This is a genomic window from Burkholderia thailandensis E264 (assembly GCF_000012365.1).
GTDB lineage: Bacteria > Pseudomonadota > Gammaproteobacteria > Burkholderiales > Burkholderiaceae > Burkholderia > Burkholderia thailandensis.
Map to the genome: position 1 here is coordinate 1,783,943 of NC_007651.1, position 20,001 is coordinate 1,803,943.

The window sequence follows — 20,001 nt, forward strand, 5'->3', positions numbered from 1 at the left end:
TCAGGCCTCCAGCGCGGCGCGCTGCAGCCGCACGAGCTCGCCGATGCCGGCCTGCGCGAGGTCGAGGAGCGCGTTCATCTCGGCGCGCGAGAACGGCACGCCTTCCGCGGTGCCCTGCACCTCGACGAAACCGCCCGCGCCCGTCATCACGACGTTCATGTCGGTGTCGCACGCGGAGTCTTCGTCGTAGTCGAGATCGAGCACGGGCGCGCCGCCGAACACGCCGACCGAGATCGCCGCGACGTAATCGGTGATCGGGGAGCGCGCGATCTTGCCTGCCGCGACGAGCTTCGTCACCGCGTCGTGCGCGGCGACGAACGCGCCCGTGATGCTCGCCGTGCGCGTGCCGCCGTCGGCCTGGATCACGTCGCAATCGAGGTGCAGCGTGCGCGGGCCGAGCGCGTTCAGATCGAATACCGCGCGCAGCGCGCGGCCGATCAGGCGCTGAATTTCCTGCGTGCGGCCCGTCTGCTTGCCGCGCGCCGCTTCCCGGTCGCTGCGCGTGTGGGTCGCGCGCGGCAGCATCCCGTATTCGGCGGTGAGCCAGCCCTGGCCGCGCTCGCGCAGGAACTCGGGCACGCGCTCGACGACGCTCGCCGTGCAGATCACTTTCGTCTCGCCGAACTCGACGAGCACCGAGCCTTCCGCATGCTTCGTGTAGTGGCGCGTGATGCGCACGTCGCGCAGTTGATCGGCGCGGCGGCCGCTCGGGCGTGGGGAGGAATTCGTCATCGGGGCAATGTGCTGGGAGAAACCCGGATTTTACCGCGCCCGCGGCGCATCGGCCCGGCGGGTCCGGCCCGCAAAAATGGGATAATGCATGTTTCGCGCCCCGCGCCTCGTAAGCGCCGGGCGTCTCGAATCCTTCCGGCCCGCTGGGCCATCAAACGACGGGACGAACGATGATCTACAGCATGACGGGCTACGCGAGCGCGACGCGCGATCTCGCGACCGCCTCCGGCAATGGCGGCACGAGCGTATCGGTCGAACTGCGGACCGTGAATTCGCGGTTCCTCGACCTGAATTTCCGGATGCCGGACGATGTGCGCGCGTGCGAACCGGCGTTGCGCGAGATGCTGATGAACAAGCTGTCGCGCGGCAAGGTCGACGTGCGCATCAACCTGCAGCGCGGGGACCAGAACGTGAACGCGGGCGCGCTGAACCATGCGGCGCTCGGCCAGCTCGCGGAGCTCGAGCGCGCGGTGCTCGACGCGTTTCCGGGCGTGGGCCGCCTGCGCGCGGGCGAGATCCTGCGCTGGCCGGGCGTGCTCGCCGAGAGCGGCGTGTCGGCCGACGCGCTGCGCGAAGCGGTGCTCGCGTGCGGCAAGGAAGCGGTCGGCGAGCTCGTCGTCGTGCGCTCGCGCGAGGGCGCGCAGCTCGCGACGATGCTGCTCGCGAACGTGGCCGAAATGGAGGCCATCGTCGCGCGTATCGCGCCGCTCGTGCCGGAGCTGATCGCCAAGCATCAGCAGAAGATCGTCGAGCGGCTGCAGGAGGCGCTCGGCGTCGCGGCGCCGGAAGGCGGCGCGCCCGTCGTGTCGCGCGAGGAAGCGGCCGAGCGCATCCGTCAGGAAGTGACGATGTACGGCATCCGCATCGACATCGCGGAAGAACTGTCGCGCCTCACCGCGCATCTGAACGAGACGCGCCACGTGATCGAGAAGGGCGGCCGCGTCGGCAAGCGTCTCGACTTCATGATGCAGGAGCTGAACCGCGAGGCGAATACGCTCGGCTCGAAGGCGGCCGCGAAGGAACTCGCGGACGCGTCGATGGCGCTCAAGCTGCTGATCGAGCAGATGCGCGAGCAAGTGCAAAACCTGGAGTAACGCAACATGACCGATTCGAACCGCGGCGGCGCGGCAGCCCATTCGCTGCACGCCGGCGTCTATCCCGGCAATCTCTTCATGGTCGTCGCGCCGTCGGGCGCGGGCAAGTCGACGCTCGTCAACGCGCTGCTGTCGAAGGATCCGGAGATCTGTCTGTCGATTTCGTACACGACGCGCAAGCCGCGTTCCGGCGAGCAGGACGGCCAGCACTATCACTTCACGACCGTCGAGGATTTCCGCGCGCGCCACGCGAGCCACGAGTTTCTGGAGAGCGCGGAGGTGCACGGCAACTACTACGGCACGTCGCGCGTGTGGATCGAAGAGCAGATGAAGAGCGGCCACGATGTGCTGCTCGAAATCGATTGGCAGGGCGCGCAGCAAGTGAAGAAGCAGTTTCGCAACGCGGTCGGCATCTTCATTCTGCCGCCGTCGCTCGCGGCGCTCGAGGAGCGGCTGAAAAAGCGCGGGCAGGACGAGCCGAACGTGATCACGCGGCGCCTGCTCGCCGCAGGCAGCGAGATCGCGCACGCGGCCGAAGCGGAGTACGTCGTGATCAACGAGACCTTCGAGCACGCGCTTGCCGAGCTCGAATGCATCGTCGCCGCGACGCGCCTGCGCTTCACGTCGCAATATGCGCGGCATGCCGAACTATTCGTCGAGCTCGGCATTCATCTGCCGCATGCGGAGTGACGGCGGCGAACGAGGCACATAAGGTAGAATAAGCAACATATTCAGAAGGAACGACCCAACATGGCTCGCATTACCGTTGAAGACTGCCTGAAGCAGATTCCGAACCGCTTCGAACTGGCGCTCGCCGCCACCTATCGCGCGCGGCAGCTTGCGCAAGGCCACACGCCGAAGATCGAAAGCCGCGACAAGCCGACGGTCGTCGCGCTGCGCGAGATCGCGGCCGGCCAGGTCGGCGTGGAAATGCTGAAGAAAGTGCCCGTTTAAGGCGCACCCGGTTTCTTCAGCCATGTAGACCCCCGCGCGACCGACGAGCGAACCAAGGAGGCGAAAATGAGCACTACACCATCGTCCGCCTCCTCGGAGGCCGGGCACGCCGAAGCCGCCGCACCGTCGCACGCGCGTCAATATATCGACGCGGTTCTCGAACAGTCGTTTCGTCATTTGTTCGGGCCGACCGCGACACCCGAGCAGCCCCGCAAGCACGGCGTCGTTTCCATCGCGAAGCTGACCGCCGCGCTTGCCGATTACCTCAGTCCCGAGGAAATCAAAGAGGTCAAGGCCGCGTTCCACTTCAGCGACGAGGCCCACCTCGGTCAATATCGCCAGAGCGGCGAGCCCTACATCACCCATCCTGTAGCCGTCGCGGAGATCTGCGCCGGCTGGAAGCTCGACGCGCAGGCGATCATGGCCGCGCTCCTGCACGACGTGATGGAAGACCAGGGCGTGACGAAGAGCGAGCTCGCCGAGCGCTTCGGCCCGAAGGTCGCCGAGCTCGTCGACGGCTTGTCGAAACTCGACAAGATGGAATTCAGGAGCCGCGAGGAGGCGCAGGCGGAGAATTTCCGCAAGATGCTGCTTGCGATGGCGCGCGACGTGCGCGTGATCCTCGTGAAGCTTGCCGACCGCCTGCACAACATGCGCACGCTCGGCGCGGTGCCGATGGAGAAGCGCCGCCGCGTCGCGCGCGAGACGCTCGACATCTATGCGCCGATCGCGCACCGCCTCGGCCTGAACAATACGTATCGCGAGCTGCAGGACATGAGCTTCGCGAACTTCAATCCGCATCGCTACGCGACGCTCGAAAAGGCGGTGAAGGCCGCGCGAGGCAATCGCCGCGAAGTGATCGGCAAGATCCTCGAGTCGGTGCAGCGCGCGATGGCGGACGCGAAGATCGACGCCGAAATCACCGGCCGCGAGAAGACGATCTACAGCATCTACAAGAAGATGCGCGACAAGCAATTGTCGTTCTCGCAGGTGCTCGACGTGTACGGCTTCCGGATCGTCGTCGAACATCCGCTCGACTGCTATACGTGCATCGGCGTGCTGCACGCGCTCTACAAGCCCGTGCCGGGCAAGTTCAAGGACTACATCGCGATTCCGAAGGTCAACGGCTATCAATCGCTGCACACGACGCTCGTCGGCCCGTTCGGTGCGCCGATCGAGTTCCAGGTGCGCACGCGCAAGATGCACGAGATCGCGGAAGCGGGCGTTGCCGCGCACTGGCTGTACAAGAACGGCGGCGCGGATCTGAACGACGTGCAAAAGCGCGCGCACCAGTGGCTCAAGTCGCTCCTCGACATCCAGAGCGAAGCGGGCGATTCGAGCGAATTCCTCGAGCACGTGAAGATCGACCTGTTTCCGGATGCGGTCTACGTGTTCACGCCGAAGTCGAAGATCATGGCGCTGCCGCGCGGCGCTACCGCGCTCGATTTCGCGTATTCGATCCATAGCGATCTCGGCAATCAATGCGTCGCCGTGAAGATCAACAACGAGCTGCTGCCGTTGCGCACGGAATTGAAGAGCGGCGACATCGTCGAGGTGATCACCGCGCCGTACTCGAAGCCGAATCCCGCGTGGCTCGGCTTCGTGCGTACCGGCAAGGCACGCTCGGCGATCCGGCATTATCTGAAGACGATGCGCCTGAACGAATCGGTGCAGTTGGGCGAGCGGCTCGTCGACCAGAGCCTGAAGGGCTATGGGCTCGCGCTCGCCGACGTCACGCCCGAGGTGTGGGAAAAGCTCGTGCAGTGGACGGGCAACAAGAGCCGCCAGGAGATCTTCGCGGACATCGGCCTCGGCCGCCGCGTGGCCGCCGTGATGGCGAAGCGGATCGAGGTGCTGATGAGCGGGCGCGACGCGGACGACGATCTGCCGCGCGCCGAGCGTCAGGCGACGAACCACGCGCCGCCGGTGGTCATTACCGGCACGGAAGGGATGTCGGTGCAGTTGTCCGCGTGCTGTCGTCCGATTCCGGGCGACGACATCATGGGCTACATCGGCATCGGGCTCGGGATGGCGATCCACACGACCGCCTGCCGCGTCGCGCAGCGGATTCACCGGCGCGATCCGGGCCGCTGGATCGACGTTGCATGGGCGCCGCAGCCGGGCCGCCTGTTCGACGTTGCGGTGAAGGCGCTCGTGAAGAACACGAAGGGCATCTTCGCGCGCGTCGCGGCCGACATCACGTCGGCCGACGCGAACATTGTCCACATTGCGATGGACGAGGATCTGACGCAGGAGTCGACGGTGCTGCGTTTCGTGATTCAGGTGAGCGATCGCGTGCACCTCGCGAACGTGATGCGTCGCGTGCGCACGAATCCGGACGTGATGCGGATCATGCGCGAGCGCTCGAGCGACGATGTCGTGCATGCGCGTCACGATGGCGGGATGCGGATCGATCGCGAGCGGCAGGATTACTAGTGCGCGTGCGGCGCCCGACGATGGGGCGCGTCGGCAACTGCAACAACGACGGCGGCCTCGGGGCCGCCTTTTTCATTGGCGTGAGAAGGCGCAGGGGCGACGAACTGCATGGGCCGGCTCGCGGCGGGGCCTGATAGAGACTGCGCTGCCCGAATGCGCAAAAACAAAGGGCCTTCCCGGAGGAAGGCCCTTCATAAAATGGCGCGGCTGGCAGGATTCGAACCCACGACCCCTTGGTTCGTAGCCAAGTACTCTATCCAACTGAGCTACAGCCGCACGCAAAGCGGTACAACCTTGAACTGAAAGGGCCTTCTCGGGAGAAGGCCGCTCGAAAAAGTGGCGCGGCTGGCAGGATTCGAACCCACGACCCCTTGGTTCGTAGCCAAGTACTCTATCCAACTGAGCTACAGCCGCACGCAGAAGTGAGATTATAGCAAACAGATTTAAAAAGGGAAGCCCTTCTTGACGATTTATCGGACGATGCCGTTCGTGTAACCTTGGAGCATCCGATAGTCGTTGAAATTGCATCATGAACAAGGCGTTTGTGAAGGAGTCGGACGGAGACGACGACGACCTCGAACACGCGCAGGCGGCGATTCCGCCCGGCGCGAAGAACTACATCACGCCGGCGGGCCACAAGCGCCTGCGCGACGAGTTGCTGCATCTGATCGACGAAGCGCGTCCCGAAGTGGTGAAACTCGTGTCGTGGGCCGCGTCGAACGGCGATCGCTCGGAGAACGGCGACTACATCTATGGGAAGCGGCGTCTGCGCGAAATCGATCGGCGCATCCGTTTTCTGACGAAGCGTCTCGACCTTGCCGAAGTCGTCGATGCAAGCCGCCAGGAGAACGCGGACCAGGTGTTCTTCGGGGCGACCGTCGATTACGCGACGCAGGACGGCATCGAGCACACGGTGACGATCGTCGGCATCGACGAGGTCGATCTCGATCGCGGGCATGTAAGCTGGATCTCGCCCATCGCGCGTGCGCTGCTGAAGGCGCGCGTCGGCGACACGGTCACGCTGCTGACGCCTGTCGGTCCTGAGCCGATAGACGTGCTCGACGTCCGCTATCCGTCGCCGGGCGCGGCTTGAACCGAGGCGTATCGGCGCGTTTTGCCGTCGTCGCGTCCTGCGGCGCACGAATTCGAACGGCGCGTATGACCGAATAAGGTCGCGAATGCGCAGTCGGCCGTCGCGACGGCGGCGCGCATGCCGCGCGGTGCTCCGCCGCGTGCTCGCCCGGCCGGAGACGATCGGACAAAAAAAGCGCCCCAAGCGGGGCGCTCTAGGTCGGTGCCGAAGAACCGGTTAGAAGCGATGACGCAGGCCTGCCGTGACGGCGATCTGCTTCTCGCTCGACGACATGCCGCCGACGCCGTTGATATAGGCGCCGAGGCCCGTGCCGTCGCTGTTGACCTTCTGATACACGCCTTGCAGGTACACGTCCGTGCGCTTCGACAGCGCGTAGGCCGTTTGCAGGTTGAACTGATTCCAGCCCGGGTGGTGGTTCTCGATGAAGCCGGCGGTGTACGTGTACGAGCCCGCGACCGTCCATGCCGGCGTGATCGCGTAGCGCGCGTTCACTTCGTAGTTGTTGAAACGCATGAACGTGCCGTCGAGCGCGATGCCGCTCGACACGCCCGATGCGCCCGAGCTGATCGCCGTCGCGCGATTGACGCGCGATTGCGTGAACACGAAGCCGGCCGTCGCCGGGCCGTACGTGTAATTCAGGCCGCCGCCGAACACGCGCTGGCGCTTGCCGACGAACGTATTGTCGAGCGCGACCGCGCCCGAAGCGTTCGACACGGTCGGGCCGAAGTCGTTGTTCAACTGCAGGTAGCCGGCGCCGACGTTGAAGCCGGCGTAGCTATACGACACGCCCGCGCTATACGCACGGTTGTTCGCGAACTCGTTGCTGTTCGAGAAGCCGTACAACGCGCCGAACTTCAGGCCGGCCCAGTTCACGCTCGTGTACTTGACCGCGTTGTTGATCCGGAACGAGTTGTTCAGGTTGTCGTTGTCGAACGGGTGGGCAAACTGCACGCCGCCGAATTGCGTGCCGGTCAGCGACAGCGGCCCGATGTAGTCGACGACGCTATCGTACTGACGGCCGAGCGTCAGGGAGCCGTATTGATCGTGCGACAGACCGACGAACGCCTGGCGGCCGAACTCGCGGCCGTTCTGCTTGAGCGTGCCGTTATTGATGCCGAAGCCGTTTTCCAACACAAAAATCGCCTTCAGGCCGCCGCCGAGGTCTTCGGCGCCGCGCAGGCCCCAGCGGCTGCCGTTGACCGAGCCGCTGGACTGCGACCATGCACTGTGGCCGCCTTGGTTGTTCGTGTAGGTGATGCCGGCGTCGATGAGGCCGTACAGCGTCACGCTGCTTTGCGCGTGAGCGGCCGTCGCGAAGACGCCAGAGAGAGCAGCGACGATGAGGGTCTTTTTCATTGGGTTTATCTCCGTCCGAAACAGGGTGGATGACGATATCTGTCCTGTTCTTCGATGTTCCCGGCTGCTGCTGCGAGAAACGGAGCCGGGGCATGTCTCGGGCGTGTACCGACGCCCGTCATTACAAGCTATCCGCAGTGTAAAAGAGCGTTGCCGAGAGTCGCGGAATTCAATTTAAGAAATAATGTATTTTCATTGGCGCAATAATTGGGGGTGTGACGGAAACCCTTGCGGGGCAAGGCTTCGAGCAGGAGAGAGGGAATATTTTTCCGTCTCCGAACCTGTCGCAGCGTTGCGTGACAGCGACAATCGGTGAGGAGAGGCGGCCGAGTGGGGTGCGTAAGAATGCGATTGTTGACGCTTCGGCAATAGAGGTTTGTGAGGAGTATGACTAATGAAAGGGAGTCAACTCGTTATACTGCAGCTTCTGCTTACCAAAGCAGACTTTTTCGTTGACGGAAAAGATCTCCAAACCTTTGTCAGCGCGACTTTCCGGTCGCGCTTTTTTTTGCCCGCTTATTGTTCATACCAGCGCCTGCGGCGCTTGGGCGGCGATGCGTCGGCCTGTTCGTCTCGCGCAGGCATGACAGGCTGCGCCCAATCTTCCATCACATAGTGACGCGCATCGAGCGGCGATGCGAGCAGGTTCTGCCAATGGTCGCCGTGCCAAGTGGAGCCGGAGTCGAATTCGCCGGCAAACGTCGAGGGCGCCGCCGGTGCGCGATCCGTTGAATTGTTGCGACGCACAATACCAAGACGGTGTGCGAACCGTTTGATGCCATTCAGCATGGCAGTCTCCAGCGCCTTTCTGAGCGCTGCTCAGCATTGCAAAGCTTGTTGCGCGCCGCAACTCGGATAAATACTGAGGCGTGGCCGATTCGCTCGATTGCGGTAGATTTTTCTTTTGCGGATTTAATCGGCCGTTTACCCCGGTAATAATGACAGGTGTTGTTGCGGTTAATTAATTTCTCGGTCCTAGTGTACCGATTCCAGTTGTATTCATATCAAATCGCATAAGTGGTCATCAAAAATTTTCTTGACTGAATTGGATTCTCCCATTTATAAAAGCAGCACCAAGCTTGCAGTGCTTCCAGCACATCGACTGAGGGGGTGGAGGAAGCGTCGGAGCTTTGTGTGACGGTATAAGGGCGTAGCCCGTGTTTTATTTTTATTTAGTGGGGAACTAGGAATATGGATACCGGTATCGTGAAATGGTTTAACGATGCTAAGGGCTTCGGCTTTATTACGTCGGACAATGGCGGCGAGGATTTGTTTGCCCATTTCTCCGAAATCAGGATGGAGGGGTTCAAGACCCTTAAAGAGAATCAGCGTGTGTCGTTCGAAGTGAAAACCGGTCCGAAGGGCAAGCAAGCCGCGAATATTCAGGCGCTTTGAACGCCTGAAACGCACCGAGGGCCGTGCAAACCCCCGCCTAGGCGGGGGTTTTGGTTTTTCAGGCAGGTAGAATAGGGACTGCCAGCGTCGGGAGCCGCGCTCCCGCCCTCCGTCCGACACGATACGAAGCGCCCTCCGCCCATCCATGTCCGCCTCGTCGCTGATTCATCCCGCGATCGATACGCCGCTCGCGTTCGTCGATCTCGAAACCACCGGCGGCTCGGCCGTCGAGCATCGCATCACCGAAATCGGCGTTGTCGTCGTGAATGCGAACCACGTGTCGACGTGGACGACGCTCGTCGACCCGCAGCAGCCGATTCCACCGTTCATCCAGCAGCTCACGGGCATCACCGACGCGATGGTGCGCGGCGCTCCGACGTTTGCCGACATCGCGCCCGCGTTGCTCGAGCGGCTCGACGGCAAGCTCTTCGTCGCGCACAACGCGAGCTTCGACCGCGGCTTCCTGCGCGCTGAGTTCGAGCGCGCGGGCGTTGCGTTCAATCCGGATGTGCTTTGCACGGTGCGGCTGTCGCGCGCGCTGTTTCCGCGTGAGTCGCGTCACGGGCTCGACGCGTTGATCGAGCGGCACGCGCTCGTGCCGTCGGCGCGCCACCGGGCGCTCGCCGACGCGGATCTCATCTGGCAGTTCTGGCAAAAATTGCACGGCGCGATACCGGCCGAGCAGTTGCGCGAGCAAATCGCGCGCACGACGCGCCGGTTCAGGCTCGCGGGGGCGTTGACGGAGGCGCACCTGGAAAGCGCGCCCGCCGGCTGCGGCGTCTATGCGCTGTTCGGCGACGACGATGCGCCGCTCTATGTCGGCCGCAGCGTGCGGGTCCGCCAGCGGTTGCGCGCGCTGCTGACGGGCGAGCGACGCTCGGCGAAGGAAATGCGGCTTGCCCAACTGGTTCGGCGCGTCGAATGGCGCGAGACGGGGGGCGAACTCGGCGCGCTGCTGGCCGAGGCGGACTGGATCGCGTCGCTCGCGCCATCGTTCAACCGGCGTCCGGACCGGAGCGCCGCGGGCGATGCGCACTGGCCGTTCGTCGGGCCGGTCGCGTTCGAGGAGCGCGGGGAGTCGAGCGTCTTTCACGTGGTCGATCGCTGGCGCTACGTCGGCGCGGCATCGTCGATCGAACAGGCGGCGACGCTCGCGGCCGACGCGCGCGCGGCGGGCGAAGGCTCGCCGGACGCGACGCGCGCGGTGCGGCGCATTTTGCAGACACATCTCGCGCGCGGACTCGAGCTGATTCCGCTCGCGGGCACGGCGCCTGCCGCCGCGTAGGGCCGGCGCAAGCCGGTTATGAGCGTGGCCGGGCCCTAGCCGACGGCGCTGGCGCCGCCTGCGGCGCAGACATGCGACAGCGCGGTGCCGAGCGCGTCCTTCTGGGCGGAGTCGTAGCGCGTCAAGGTTTTCCAGTTTGCGATGCTGCGTGCGAGGCGAGACGGGCAATCCGGCGCATCGCGCAGCGGCGCGACGCGCGCGAGCGCGGCGATCAGCGATTGCGTGAGCCGGTCGAGCTGCGGCCGCGTGCTCGTCGCCAGATCGGGCGCCGGGCCTTCGGGGCCGTGCGTTGCGCGCCATGTCGCGAAGAGCGCGTTCTGCAACTGCTTGCTCGCCGCGATCTGGTCGTCGAAGAACGTGCGTGCGTACGCGGGATCGACGCCGTTCGCCGTCGCGCGCTTCTCGACGTCGGTCAGGAGCGCCGCTTCGCGCGGCGGGTCCGAGATCGGCTTCCTGTTGATCCATTTCCAGTGGGCGACGGGTTCGGCGAGCGCGAGGCGCTGCGACGCGAGCGCGACGAGGTTCGTGAGCGCGGTATCGTCGCCGTCGGCGGCGGCGATGCGGGGCGCGCTCAGTGCGGCGCAGCCGAGCAGGGCGGCGACCAGGCTTGCGCGAAGCGACTGTTTCATGGCGAAAAATGACAATGCCGGCGTGCGAGAGCCGGGAGATGGAAAAAACAGAAGAATAAGCGAAGACGTTGCGCAGCGACGCGGCGCAAGCGAGGGATCAGCGGGCGCAACAGTCCCGACCCGGCTCGCGACGGCGGGCCGGATTCAATGCGGCGCGCCGACACGCGGCTTGCCGGGGCGACGAAGCGGTGGGGCGCACCGAAGCGTTCGCGAACACGCGACGATTCACCGGCCCGAACGCGCCGTCAGCGAATGCACCGTCACTTCGGCGTGCACAGCTTGCGCTGTTCGTCGAAGAACGCACGCACGTGCTCGGGCAACTCGGCGAGAAACTCGACGGCCACGGGCTCAGGGTCCGGGCTCATCACTTTCTCGGGAGGCGGAATGCGGGTGGGCCTTTCGTCCATGATCTCTCTCCTTGGTGAGACGATTATCGAATGCGCACTTTGTTTTATGCCAGTGTTCAATCGTTAGATTTTGTCTCTGTTGCTTAAACAGCACACGCGTTTGCGTTGATTTGCAGCAATGCGCGATCCGGCACGGATGCGCATCCTTCGGAGCGCGATCGCAAACCGCCTTGTTATACTGCGCGCCTCTTTTCCCCGAGCTGCAATGAAACGTTCGACGCGATGGATGAGCCTCGTCTGGCTGGCGCTGGTACTCAATGTACTATCGCCCGTCATCGGCTACGCGCGCGCCGCCGCGAACGCGCACGACGCGCCGTTCGCGCTCGAATTGTGCAGTGCGGCAGGCGCGCGGAGCATCGCCATCGGCAGCGGCGGGCAGACGCGCCAGGACGACGGTTCGCTCGCGCATGTCGCGCATTGCGTCTATTGTCCCGGCTTCGCCGCGAACGTCGCGCTCGGCTCGAGCGCGCCCGTGCTGCCCGGTTTCGTTCGCGCGTTCGCGTATGCGAGCCGCGTCGAACGGCCCGCCGTCTTCTTTCGCCGCGGCGTGCGCATCGCGCAGCCGCGGGCTCCGCCTGAAACCGTCCCGGTCTGATTTCCGCAGCCTGCTCGCGCGTCGCCACGCGTGAGCGTCGTCGTGCGCGCGATGTCCGGCGTCGCGCCCGCCCTTCCGCGGGGACGGGCGCGGCGGGCGTTCGCCCGCGCGGCGATTCGCCGACCTCGTTTTCAGGATCCGCTTTTCCATGTCCCATGAACTTGCCGCGCACGTCGCGCGCACGCGGCTCGCGGCCGCCTGCGTCGCGGCGTTCGCCTGGCCCGCCGCGCACGCCGTCACGACGGGCGCCGCCGTCCCTGCCGATTCAACGTCCGCCGCCGCTGCCGAGACGACCGCATCCGGGAAAACCCTGGATATCGTCAGGGTGACCGCGCAGCGCCCCGCATTCGCGTCCGACACGCCCGGCGTCGTCGAGGCGCTCACGCGCGAGCAGATCGATTCGCACGTCAACGTGACGACCGAAGACGCGCTCAAGTACGCGCCGAACCTGATGGTGCGCCGGCGCTATATCGGCGATCGCAACTCCGTGTTCGCCGGCCGCGATTTCAACGAGTTGCAGAGCGCGCGCGGACTCGTTTACGCGGACGGCATCCTCCTGTCGAATCTGCTCGGCTCCAGTTACTCGTATCCGCCGCGTTGGTCGCTGATCCAGCCCGACGACATCGCGCGCGTCGACGTGCTGTACGGCCCGTTCTCCGCGCTCTACCCGGGCAATGCGATCGGCTCGACCGTGCAGATCACGACGCGCAAGCCGGATCGGCTCGAGGCGTCGGTGTCGACGCAGTTCTTCACGCAGCGCTATCGCGACGGCTACGGCTTTGCCGACAGCTTCGGCGGCAATCACCAGACCGCGCGCGTCGCCGACCGCGTCGGGCGCTTCTGGTATGCGCTGTCGCTCGACCGGCTCGAGAACGACAGCCAGCCGATGCAATACGCGAGCCCGAATGGCACGTTCGATCCGCGGCTCGGCGCGAGCGTGCCGGTGACGGGCGCCGTTTCCGACATCGGCCCGAACGGCCGGCCTCGGACGATCGTCGGCGCGCAGACGATCGAGCGCACCGAGCAGCTCAACGAGACGCTGCGCTTCGGCTATGCGTTCACCGACCACGTCGATGCGACGGTTACGCTCGGCCACTGGGAGAATCACTACCGGCAGCACGGCGACACGTTCCTGCGCGACGCGGCGGGCAACCCGGTATACGGCGGCAACGTGTCGTTCGGCGGGCGCAGCTACACGGTGTCGCCGACCGCGTTCGCGCCGCAGACCGGCGACCAGGAGAACTGGCTGTACGGGCTCGGGCTCGACGCGCGTCTCGCATCAGGCTGGAAGCTGTCGGCGACCGCGTCCGCGTACGAGGTGTCGCGCGACGTGCTGCGCAGCGCGTCCGGCGCGCCGACCGGCGCGTGGGACGGCGGCCCGGGCACGGTATTCCATGGCGACGGCACCGGCTGGCGCACCGTCGATTTGCGAGCGGAGTCGCCCGACGTGCGCGGGCACCGCTTCTCGTTCGGCTATCACTTCGACACCTATTTCCTGCGCAACGCGACCTACAACACGGCGGACTGGCAAAACGCCGTGCCGACGACGCTTGCGAACCGTTATCGCGGCAACACGCGCACGCAGGCGCTGTACGCGCAAGACGCGTGGCGTTTCGCGCCCGGCTGGCTCGCGACGCTCGGCCTGCGCTACGAACGATGGGATGCATACGGCGGCCAGCTCGGCAACGCGAACGCGACGCTCGGCTACGCCGGCCGTGGCGCGACCGCGCTGTCGCCGAAGCTCGCGCTCGAATGGCAGCCAACGGACGCATGGCGCCTGCGGCTGTCGTTCGCGACGGGCACGCGCTTTCCGACCGTGGCCGAACTGTTCCAGGGCACGATCTCGAACAACGCGATCGTCAACAACAACCCGAACCTGCAACCGGAAAAGGCGATCGACTGGGACTTCACGGCCGAGCGCGACGTCGGCTTCGGCGTCGTGCGCACGAGCGTGTTCCAGAGCGATCTGCGCAATTCGATCTACAGCCAGACGACGGTCGCGGGCGCTTCGACGTACACGAACATCTCGAACGTCGACCGCGTGCGGGTGCGCGGCGTCGAACTCGCGTTTTCAGGGCAGGACGTCGCGATCAAGGGGCTCGACGTTGACGCGAACGTGTCCGCGACGAATGCGCAGACGCTCGCCGATGCGGCGAATCCGAACTACGTCGGCGCGCGTTGGCCGCGGATTCCACGGATGCGCGCGAACTTGCTCGCGTCGTACCGCTTCGGCGAGCACTGGATGACGAGCGTCGGCGTGCGCTATTCGGGGCGGCAGTACAACGCGCTCGACAACAGCGACGTGAACCCGAACGTGTACGGCGGCACCAGTTCGTTTGCGGTCGTCGACCTCAAGGCGCGCTACCGGTTCGATCGGCACTGGCTCGCGTCGTTCGGCATCGACAACGTGACCGATCGCCGCTACTACGTGTTTCACCCTTATCCAGGCCGCACTTTTTATGGAGAGTTGAAATGGTCGCTGTGAAGCATCGATTGGCGGGCGTTGCGCTCGTCGCGTTCGCGTGCGGCGCGCTCGCGAACGACGCGCGGCCGGCCGCTGGCGCATCGAACGCGCACGCGGCGCACATGGCGATGGACGCCGCGGCGTCCGGTGCCACGCAGAAGGCGCCGCTCGCGACGGGCGCGGCATTCGATGCGCGCCATCGGCTATGGGTCGCGTGGGTCGAAGGGCTGCATGTCGTCGTCGCGCATTCGGACGACGCCGGGCACACGCTGTCGGCGCCCGTCGCGGTCAACGCGCTGCCCGAGCCGATCTACACGAGCGCCGAGAACCGGCCGAAGATCGCCGCGAGCCCGGACGGGCGCGCGATCTACGTGACCTGGTCGATGCCGCTCGATGCGCCTTACACCGGGATGGTGCGCTTCTCGCGCTCGATCGACGGCGGCGCGACGTGGACGGTGCCCGTCACCATGCATCGAGACCGGCAGGCGATCACGCATCGTTTCGACATGCTGACGATCGATCCGCGAGGCCGCATCTTCGTCGCGTGGATCGACAAGCGCGATCTCGTCGCGGCGCAGCGGGCGGGGCGTTCTTACGACGGCGCAGCGATCTACTACGCGGTATCGGACGACGGCGGGGCGACGTTCGAGCCGGAGCGCAAGGTGGCCGATCACACGTGCGAATGCTGCCGGATTGCGATGACGATCGATCCCGACGGCCGCGTGCAGGCCACATGGCGCAACGTGTTCCCCGGCCAGATCCGCGATCATGCGGTGGCGGTGCTGCCCGCGTCGGCGGGCCGCGCGGTCGAGCCCGTGCGCGCGACGTTCTCGAACTGGCATGTCGAGGCGTGCCCGGATCACGGGCCTGCGCTCGCGATCACGACCGATGGCGTGCGGCATCTCGCGTGGTTCGGTGTCGTCGACGGCAAGGCCGACGTGTTCTATTCGCGACTCGATGCGAACGGCAAGCCGCTCGGCACGCCGTTCGCGTTCGGCGACGATCCGGCGGCGCCGGGCGAACAGGCGTCGCATGCGGCGCTCGTCGCGCAGCGCGACGCGCTGTGGCTCGCGTGGAAGGCGTTCGACGGCGATACGATGCGCATCAAGCTGCGCCGGTCGGACGACGGCGGCGCGCATTGGAGCGCACCGCGCACGCTCGCGCAGACGTCCGGCGCGAGCGACAACCCGCAGTTGCTGACCGACAGTGGGCGCGTCTATCTGTCGTGGCGCACGCGCAACGACGGCTATCGGTTGATCGACGTGGGGGCGCTGCAATGAAACGGATCGTTTTCGCACTTACCGCGTTCGCGATTGTCGCGTCGAGCGTCGCGGGAGCATCGCGGTTGCCGCAGCCGCTGCGTGCGTCGGATGTCGCGTCGCTCTATGCGAGCGGAAGCGGTGCGCCGCTCGTCGTCGAAGTGTGGTCGCTCGACTGCGGCTACTGCCGCGAGAACGCCGCGCATCTCGTCGAATGGCAGCGGCGGCATCCGCAGGTGCGCATCGCGCTCGTCGCGCTCGATTCGCTCGACGAGCGTGGCCAGGAGATTGCCGGCGCGCTCATGCAAATGAAGCTGCCCGCGACGGTCAGGCAGTACGCAAACGCGGAGCCGATGCCGGAACGGCTGCGCGCGGCGCTCGATCCGGCGTGGCGCGGCGAACTGCCGCGCACGCTATGGATCGGCGCGGACGGCACGCGACGCGCGAAGAGCGGCTTGCTCGCGCCGGACGTGCTCGATGCGTGGCTGAAACGTCGGGATTCCTGACGATCGATGCGCGGTGGATGCCGTCGGCGAACGGGTGTCGCAGCCGTTTGCCGACGACGTGCGTGATGCGGTTTGTTCGGTGCGGACGGCGAGCGGGAATGCGACGTGCAAGCGATCCTTGCGCGAGACGGCGCAAGCGAACGATCCGGACGGCGGAAGAACGCGGCGCGAGGCCGCGAGAGAACGGAGCGGGGAAGTGCCCGGCGGCCGTGCGGCGTGCCGGGCGACGTCGTTACACGTCAGGCTCGCTTGAATAGCCGGATCACGAACAGCAAGATGACAGCGCCGATCACGGCGACGATCACGGAACTGATGAAGCCGCCGCCGATGTGAATGCCGAGAATGCCGGCGAGCCAGCCGCCGATGACGGCGCCGACGATGCCGACGATGATGTCCACGAGCAGCCCGAAGCCGCCGCCCTTCACGAGCAGGCCGGCGAGCCAGCCGGCGATTGCGCCGATGATGAGCCACATAATCAAGCCATGAGCCATGGTGGTCCTCTCCTTTGTTAGTTCCCACGAATGAGCCGACGTCGGGCGCTGCCTGTGACGTGACGCGGATCGCACGCCGATCCCGGAGCGTCGCACACGCAATTTACTGCAATAGGCGGGTCAGGATCGTTAAGTAATGTTACGCATCTCGTCCGGATTGACCAAATATTTTTTGTCGGACGGATGTTGGCGCACACATTGAAATAAAAGCGTAAGCAAAATGTGTGCGCGATTCGCGTGTGATGACGCCGTGGCCTGGCGCGCGGTACGCGTGCGGCGCCGCAGCGAACGGCGAGTCGTTTGCAATGCGAAAGGTTTTGACGATAGTGGACAGTGGGCGGACTCACGGTGCGGCGCTGTTCGCGCTGACGATCGAAGACGCCTGTGTGCTCGCGTTGAAACGTATCGAAGGCGGGGCAATCGATGAGCGCCTGGATGCGCGGGTTTCGGGCCGGCCGGGCCTGATCGATTGTCCCATTGTGCGACGGCGCGCGGCGCGACACGCGGACGAACGAGTCACGATTGCGACGTCGACGGCCAACGCGAACGAGCCGCGCATATCGTTTGGATGCCGAAAGAAGTGGCGTTCGAAGGCCGGCGTTTTGCCCGCCGAGCGTGGGAATCGTTCAATCGCCTGATCTCGAGCAAAAGGATGTCGCGGCGAATGAGGATTGCGATGCGTGCGCCGCGCAAAGCGCGACGCCGGAAATTGAAAAGGGCCGCGATGCTTTCGCATCGCGGCCCTTGAATCTGTTGGTGCCGGAGAGAAGACTCGAACTTCCGACCTTCGCATTACGAATGCGCTGCTCTACCAACTGAGCTACACCGGCAACAGAGAGATGAGATTATAGGGAGCTATTGAGGGCTTGGCAAGAGGGTGGGCGAAAATTTTTTCGATGTTTTTCGGGCCGCCGATAACTGCTTGATTCGTCGATACTCTGCACGAACGGCTCGCGCCGGTTGGCGGCCATTCGGCAGGTTCACATCGAGCGAGCGCACGCTTGCATCGCGAGTGCGCGTCAGCGCGGCGATGCCTCGATCCCGCTTCGCTCGACGAGCGCATTCGCGTGCGCCGCCCGGCGCGCTCGTCCGTGCGCTGCGGTCGGGGCGGCGCGCCGAGCGGCCGCGCCCCGACGCCCGCCGTTGCGTGGCGTTAAGACTGCGCTTCCTGGTGATAGCGCGCGACGCGCTCGACTTCGTTCTTCGAGCCGAGGATCACCGGCACGCGCTGGTGCAGGCCCGTCGGCTGCACGTCGAGGATCCGCTTCAGGCCCGTCGTCGCCGCGCCGCCCGCCTGCTCGACGATGAACGACATCGGGTTCGCTTCGTACATCAGGCGCAGCTTGCCCGGACGATCCGGCGTGCGCTTGTCGGCCGGGTACATGAAGATGCCGCCGCGGTTCAGGATCCTGTGCACGTCGGCGACCATCGAGGCGATCCAGCGCATGTTGAAGTTCTCGCCGCGCGGGCCTTCGGCGCCCGCGTTCAGCTCGTCGACGTAGCGCTTCACCGGGTCGTACCAGTGGCGCGCGTTCGACGCGTTGATCGCATACTCGCGCGTGTCCTCCGGAATCCGCAGGTTGCTTTGCGTGAGCACCCACGAGCCGACTTCGCGGTCGAGCGTGAAGCAGTTCACGCCGTTGCCCGTCGTCAGCACGAACACGGTTTGCGGGCCGTACACCGCGTAACCCGCCGCGACCTGCTCGGTGCCCGGCTGCAGGAACGATTGCTCGGTCGCCTGCTGGCCGTCCGGGCAGCGCAGCACCGAGAAGATCGTGCCGATCGACACGTTCACGTCGATGTTCGACGAGCCGTCGAGCGGATCGAACACGAGCAGGTATTCGCCGCGCGGGTAGTTCGCCGGGATCGGGAAGAACGTCTCCATTTCCTCCGACGCCATCGCGGCGAGATTGCCGCCCCATTCGTTCGCGTCGAGCAGGATCTCGTTCGACAGGATGTCGAGCTTCTTCTGCACTTCGCCCTGGACATTCTCGCTGCCCGCCGTGCCGAGCGCATCGCCCAACGCGCCCTTGCTCACGTTGTAGCTGATCGCCTTGCACGCGCGCGCGACCACTTCGATCAACAGGCGCAGGTCGGCGGGGAGGTTGTGGGTCTCACGCTGCTGCTCGATCAGATACTTGGACAGCGTGGTGCGTCGGGTAATGGACATGGGGAACTCCGAGAGGCTGACGAATGCGTTGGATGTTGGGATAGGAATAGGCTCGATTTTACCCGTGGCGGCTGGCCGCAGACGGTTTTTCGCCGAAAACGCGCCACAACGCGGGCCGCGACGCAGGGCGCGAGCGGCGCGCGGCGCGCCGCTTACAGCAGCTCGATCTCGGGCAGCGACGCCGCGCTCGTCTCGCGCATCGTCGCGACGAAGTCGGCTGCGTACGCGCGCGTCGAGAACGCGGGCAGCGTCGCCGCATAGAGCTCGCCCGACAGCGCCGAGCCGTCGGCGCGCAGCACCGGGCGCGCGCTCACGTAGCGCTTGTCGAGATAGGTCGCGACCGCCCATAGCGGCAGCGCCGCGACGCCGCGACGGCTTGCGACGAGCTGCAGGATCGCGATCGTCAGCTCCGACGTGCGCCGCTTCGGCTCGATGCCGGCGGGCTTCAGAACCTGCCGGACGATGTCGAGCATCTCGTCGGGCACCGGGTACGTGATGAGCGTCTCGTCGGCGAAGTCGGCGGCCGCGAGCGACGGCTTTTGCGCGAGCGCGTGGTCGTTGCCGACGAGCCCGACGATCTGGAAGCGAAAGAGCGGGTGATAGCCGACCGCTTCGTCGGCATCGGCCTCGGCGACGATCGCGAGATCCGCGCGATCCTGGTGCAGGAGGCCGATCGGGTCCGCGTGAAAGCCCGACACGATGTCGAGTTCGACTTCCGGCCAGCGCTGCCGGAACGCGTCCATCGCGGGCATCAGCCAGTCGAAGCAGGTATGGCACTCGACCGCGATGCGCAGCGCGCCGCCCGTGCCGAGCGCGAGGCGCGCGATGTCGCGTTCGGCTTCCTCGATCGCGGGCACGACCTGCTCGGCGAGCGCGAGCAGCCGCTTGCCGGCCGCGGTGAAGGTGAGCGGCGCGGACTTGCGCACGAAGAGGGGCAGCCCGAAGTGCGTCTCGAGCGCCTTCAACTGGTGCGACAGCGCCGACTGCGTGAGGCACAGCACCTGCGCGGCGCGCGACAGGTTGCCGGTGTCGCGCAGCGCGACGAGCGTTTGCAGATGCCGGAATTCGAGCGGGGAGCGGATCATCGCGGTGCGTCTGGCCAGATTTGATGTTGAAAAATATTCATGTTGTGCGG

At 65.5% G+C, this 20,001-nt stretch carries 20 protein-coding genes and 3 tRNA genes; 12 read left to right on the plus strand and 11 right to left on the minus strand.

What is annotated here, in order from left to right:
- Positions 1 to 732 carry a ribonuclease PH gene (gene rph / locus BTH_RS20290; RefSeq protein WP_009889746.1) on the minus strand — a complete coding sequence of 244 codons (732 nt, stop codon included), beginning with the start codon at positions 730 to 732 and terminating at the stop codon, positions 1 to 3.
- A gap of 170 nt (positions 733 to 902) precedes the next feature.
- On the opposite strand from rph, the gene BTH_RS20295 reads away from it, so the two are divergent.
- From BTH_RS20295 to BTH_RS20310, 4 genes are all read left to right on the plus strand, one after another.
- Complete coding sequence (locus tag BTH_RS20295; RefSeq protein WP_009889747.1) at positions 903 to 1,826, plus strand: YicC/YloC family endoribonuclease; 924 nt, start codon at positions 903 to 905, stop codon at positions 1,824 to 1,826.
- A 6-nt stretch (positions 1,827 to 1,832) separates the two neighbouring features.
- Positions 1,833 to 2,516, plus strand: a complete 684-nt coding sequence (gmk, locus tag BTH_RS20300; RefSeq protein ID WP_009889748.1) for a guanylate kinase — start codon at positions 1,833 to 1,835, stop codon at positions 2,514 to 2,516.
- Positions 2,517 to 2,576: 60 nt separating this feature from the next.
- Complete coding sequence (gene rpoZ / locus BTH_RS20305) at positions 2,577 to 2,780, plus strand: DNA-directed RNA polymerase subunit omega (RefSeq protein WP_006025620.1); 204 nt, start codon at positions 2,577 to 2,579, stop codon at positions 2,778 to 2,780.
- A 66-nt stretch (positions 2,781 to 2,846) separates the two neighbouring features.
- Positions 2,847 to 5,216, plus strand: coding sequence for a RelA/SpoT family protein (locus tag BTH_RS20310; protein ID WP_009889758.1), 2,370 nt, complete (start codon positions 2,847 to 2,849; stop codon positions 5,214 to 5,216).
- A 199-nt stretch (positions 5,217 to 5,415) separates the two neighbouring features.
- On the opposite strand, the gene BTH_RS20315 is transcribed toward BTH_RS20310, so the two are convergent.
- Both BTH_RS20315 and BTH_RS20320 read right to left on the minus strand, forming a co-directional pair.
- Positions 5,416 to 5,492 (minus strand) — tRNA-Arg (locus tag BTH_RS20315).
- Between the two features lie 61 nt (positions 5,493 to 5,553).
- Positions 5,554 to 5,630: transfer RNA gene (locus tag BTH_RS20320), tRNA-Arg, on the minus strand.
- Positions 5,631 to 5,745: 115 nt separating this feature from the next.
- Here BTH_RS20320 and greB point away from each other — a divergent pair.
- Positions 5,746 to 6,309, plus strand: a complete 564-nt coding sequence (greB, locus tag BTH_RS20325) for a transcription elongation factor GreB (protein WP_009908889.1) — start codon at positions 5,746 to 5,748, stop codon at positions 6,307 to 6,309.
- Positions 6,310 to 6,525: 216 nt separating this feature from the next.
- Here the strand turns inward: greB and BTH_RS20330 are convergent, their stop codons facing one another.
- Both BTH_RS20330 and BTH_RS20335 read right to left on the minus strand, forming a co-directional pair.
- The gene (locus tag BTH_RS20330) at positions 6,526 to 7,665 is read right to left on the minus strand and encodes a porin (protein ID WP_009908891.1); all 1,140 of its coding nucleotides are present in this window, start codon (positions 7,663 to 7,665) and stop codon (positions 6,526 to 6,528) included.
- 516 nt (positions 7,666 to 8,181) lie between these two features.
- The gene (locus BTH_RS20335) at positions 8,182 to 8,454 is read right to left on the minus strand and encodes a hypothetical protein (protein WP_011402108.1); all 273 of its coding nucleotides are present in this window, start codon (positions 8,452 to 8,454) and stop codon (positions 8,182 to 8,184) included.
- Between the two features lie 402 nt (positions 8,455 to 8,856).
- Between BTH_RS20335 and BTH_RS20340 the strand changes: the two genes are divergently transcribed.
- Both BTH_RS20340 and BTH_RS20345 read left to right on the plus strand, forming a co-directional pair.
- On the plus strand, positions 8,857 to 9,060 hold the full coding sequence (locus BTH_RS20340) for a cold-shock protein (protein WP_004522324.1): 204 nt from the start codon (positions 8,857 to 8,859) through the stop codon (positions 9,058 to 9,060).
- Positions 9,061 to 9,205: 145 nt separating this feature from the next.
- A complete protein-coding gene (locus tag BTH_RS20345; RefSeq protein WP_009889761.1) occupies positions 9,206 to 10,345 on the plus strand; it encodes an exonuclease domain-containing protein in 1,140 nt (379 codons plus the stop codon).
- 35 nt (positions 10,346 to 10,380) lie between these two features.
- Here BTH_RS20345 and BTH_RS20350 read toward each other — a convergent pair whose 3' ends face one another.
- Positions 10,381 to 10,974, minus strand: coding sequence for a chorismate mutase (locus tag BTH_RS20350; protein WP_009889762.1), 594 nt, complete (start codon positions 10,972 to 10,974; stop codon positions 10,381 to 10,383).
- A gap of 260 nt (positions 10,975 to 11,234) precedes the next feature.
- Complete coding sequence (locus tag BTH_RS34590; protein ID WP_009889764.1) at positions 11,235 to 11,381, minus strand: hypothetical protein; 147 nt, start codon at positions 11,379 to 11,381, stop codon at positions 11,235 to 11,237.
- 205 nt (positions 11,382 to 11,586) lie between these two features.
- Here BTH_RS34590 and BTH_RS20360 point away from each other — a divergent pair, with 205 nt between their 5' ends.
- The 4 genes from BTH_RS20360 to BTH_RS20375 all read left to right on the plus strand — a co-directional run bounded on the left by BTH_RS20360 (position 11,587) and on the right by BTH_RS20375 (position 16,205).
- Complete coding sequence (locus BTH_RS20360) at positions 11,587 to 11,976, plus strand: DUF2946 domain-containing protein (RefSeq protein ID WP_009889766.1); 390 nt, start codon at positions 11,587 to 11,589, stop codon at positions 11,974 to 11,976.
- A 148-nt stretch (positions 11,977 to 12,124) separates the two neighbouring features.
- On the plus strand, positions 12,125 to 14,461 hold the full coding sequence (locus BTH_RS20365) for a TonB-dependent receptor (protein WP_009889768.1): 2,337 nt from the start codon (positions 12,125 to 12,127) through the stop codon (positions 14,459 to 14,461).
- Positions 14,462 to 14,469: 8 nt separating this feature from the next.
- Entirely contained in the window at positions 14,470 to 15,720 is a 1,251-nt protein-coding gene (locus BTH_RS20370) for a sialidase family protein (RefSeq protein ID WP_025404109.1), read from the plus strand.
- Positions 15,717 to 16,205, plus strand: a complete 489-nt coding sequence (locus tag BTH_RS20375) for a TlpA disulfide reductase family protein (protein WP_009889771.1) — start codon at positions 15,717 to 15,719, stop codon at positions 16,203 to 16,205. The genes BTH_RS20370 and BTH_RS20375 overlap by 4 nt, the downstream gene beginning before the upstream one ends.
- A 239-nt stretch (positions 16,206 to 16,444) precedes the next feature.
- Here BTH_RS20375 and BTH_RS20380 read toward each other — a convergent pair whose 3' ends face one another.
- Positions 16,445 to 16,696: a GlsB/YeaQ/YmgE family stress response membrane protein gene (locus BTH_RS20380; RefSeq protein ID WP_004197795.1), complete on the minus strand. Its 252-nt coding sequence runs from the start codon at positions 16,694 to 16,696 to the stop codon at positions 16,445 to 16,447.
- A 305-nt stretch (positions 16,697 to 17,001) separates the two neighbouring features.
- On the opposite strand from BTH_RS20380, the gene BTH_RS35265 reads away from it, so the two are divergent.
- A complete protein-coding gene (locus BTH_RS35265; RefSeq protein ID WP_227739563.1) occupies positions 17,002 to 17,334 on the plus strand; it encodes a hypothetical protein in 333 nt (110 codons plus the stop codon).
- 116 nt (positions 17,335 to 17,450) lie between these two features.
- Here the strand turns inward: BTH_RS35265 and BTH_RS20385 are convergent.
- The 3 genes from BTH_RS20385 to BTH_RS20395 all read right to left on the minus strand — a co-directional run bounded on the left by BTH_RS20385 (position 17,451) and on the right by BTH_RS20395 (position 19,951).
- Positions 17,451 to 17,526 (minus strand) — tRNA-Thr (locus tag BTH_RS20385).
- Between the two features lie 323 nt (positions 17,527 to 17,849).
- Positions 17,850 to 18,866, minus strand: coding sequence for a class 1 fructose-bisphosphatase (locus tag BTH_RS20390; RefSeq protein ID WP_009889785.1), 1,017 nt, complete (start codon positions 18,864 to 18,866; stop codon positions 17,850 to 17,852).
- Between the two features lie 152 nt (positions 18,867 to 19,018).
- A complete protein-coding gene (locus BTH_RS20395) occupies positions 19,019 to 19,951 on the minus strand; it encodes a LysR family transcriptional regulator (protein WP_009889787.1) in 933 nt (310 codons plus the stop codon).
- Between the last annotated feature and the right edge of the window lie 50 nt (positions 19,952 to 20,001).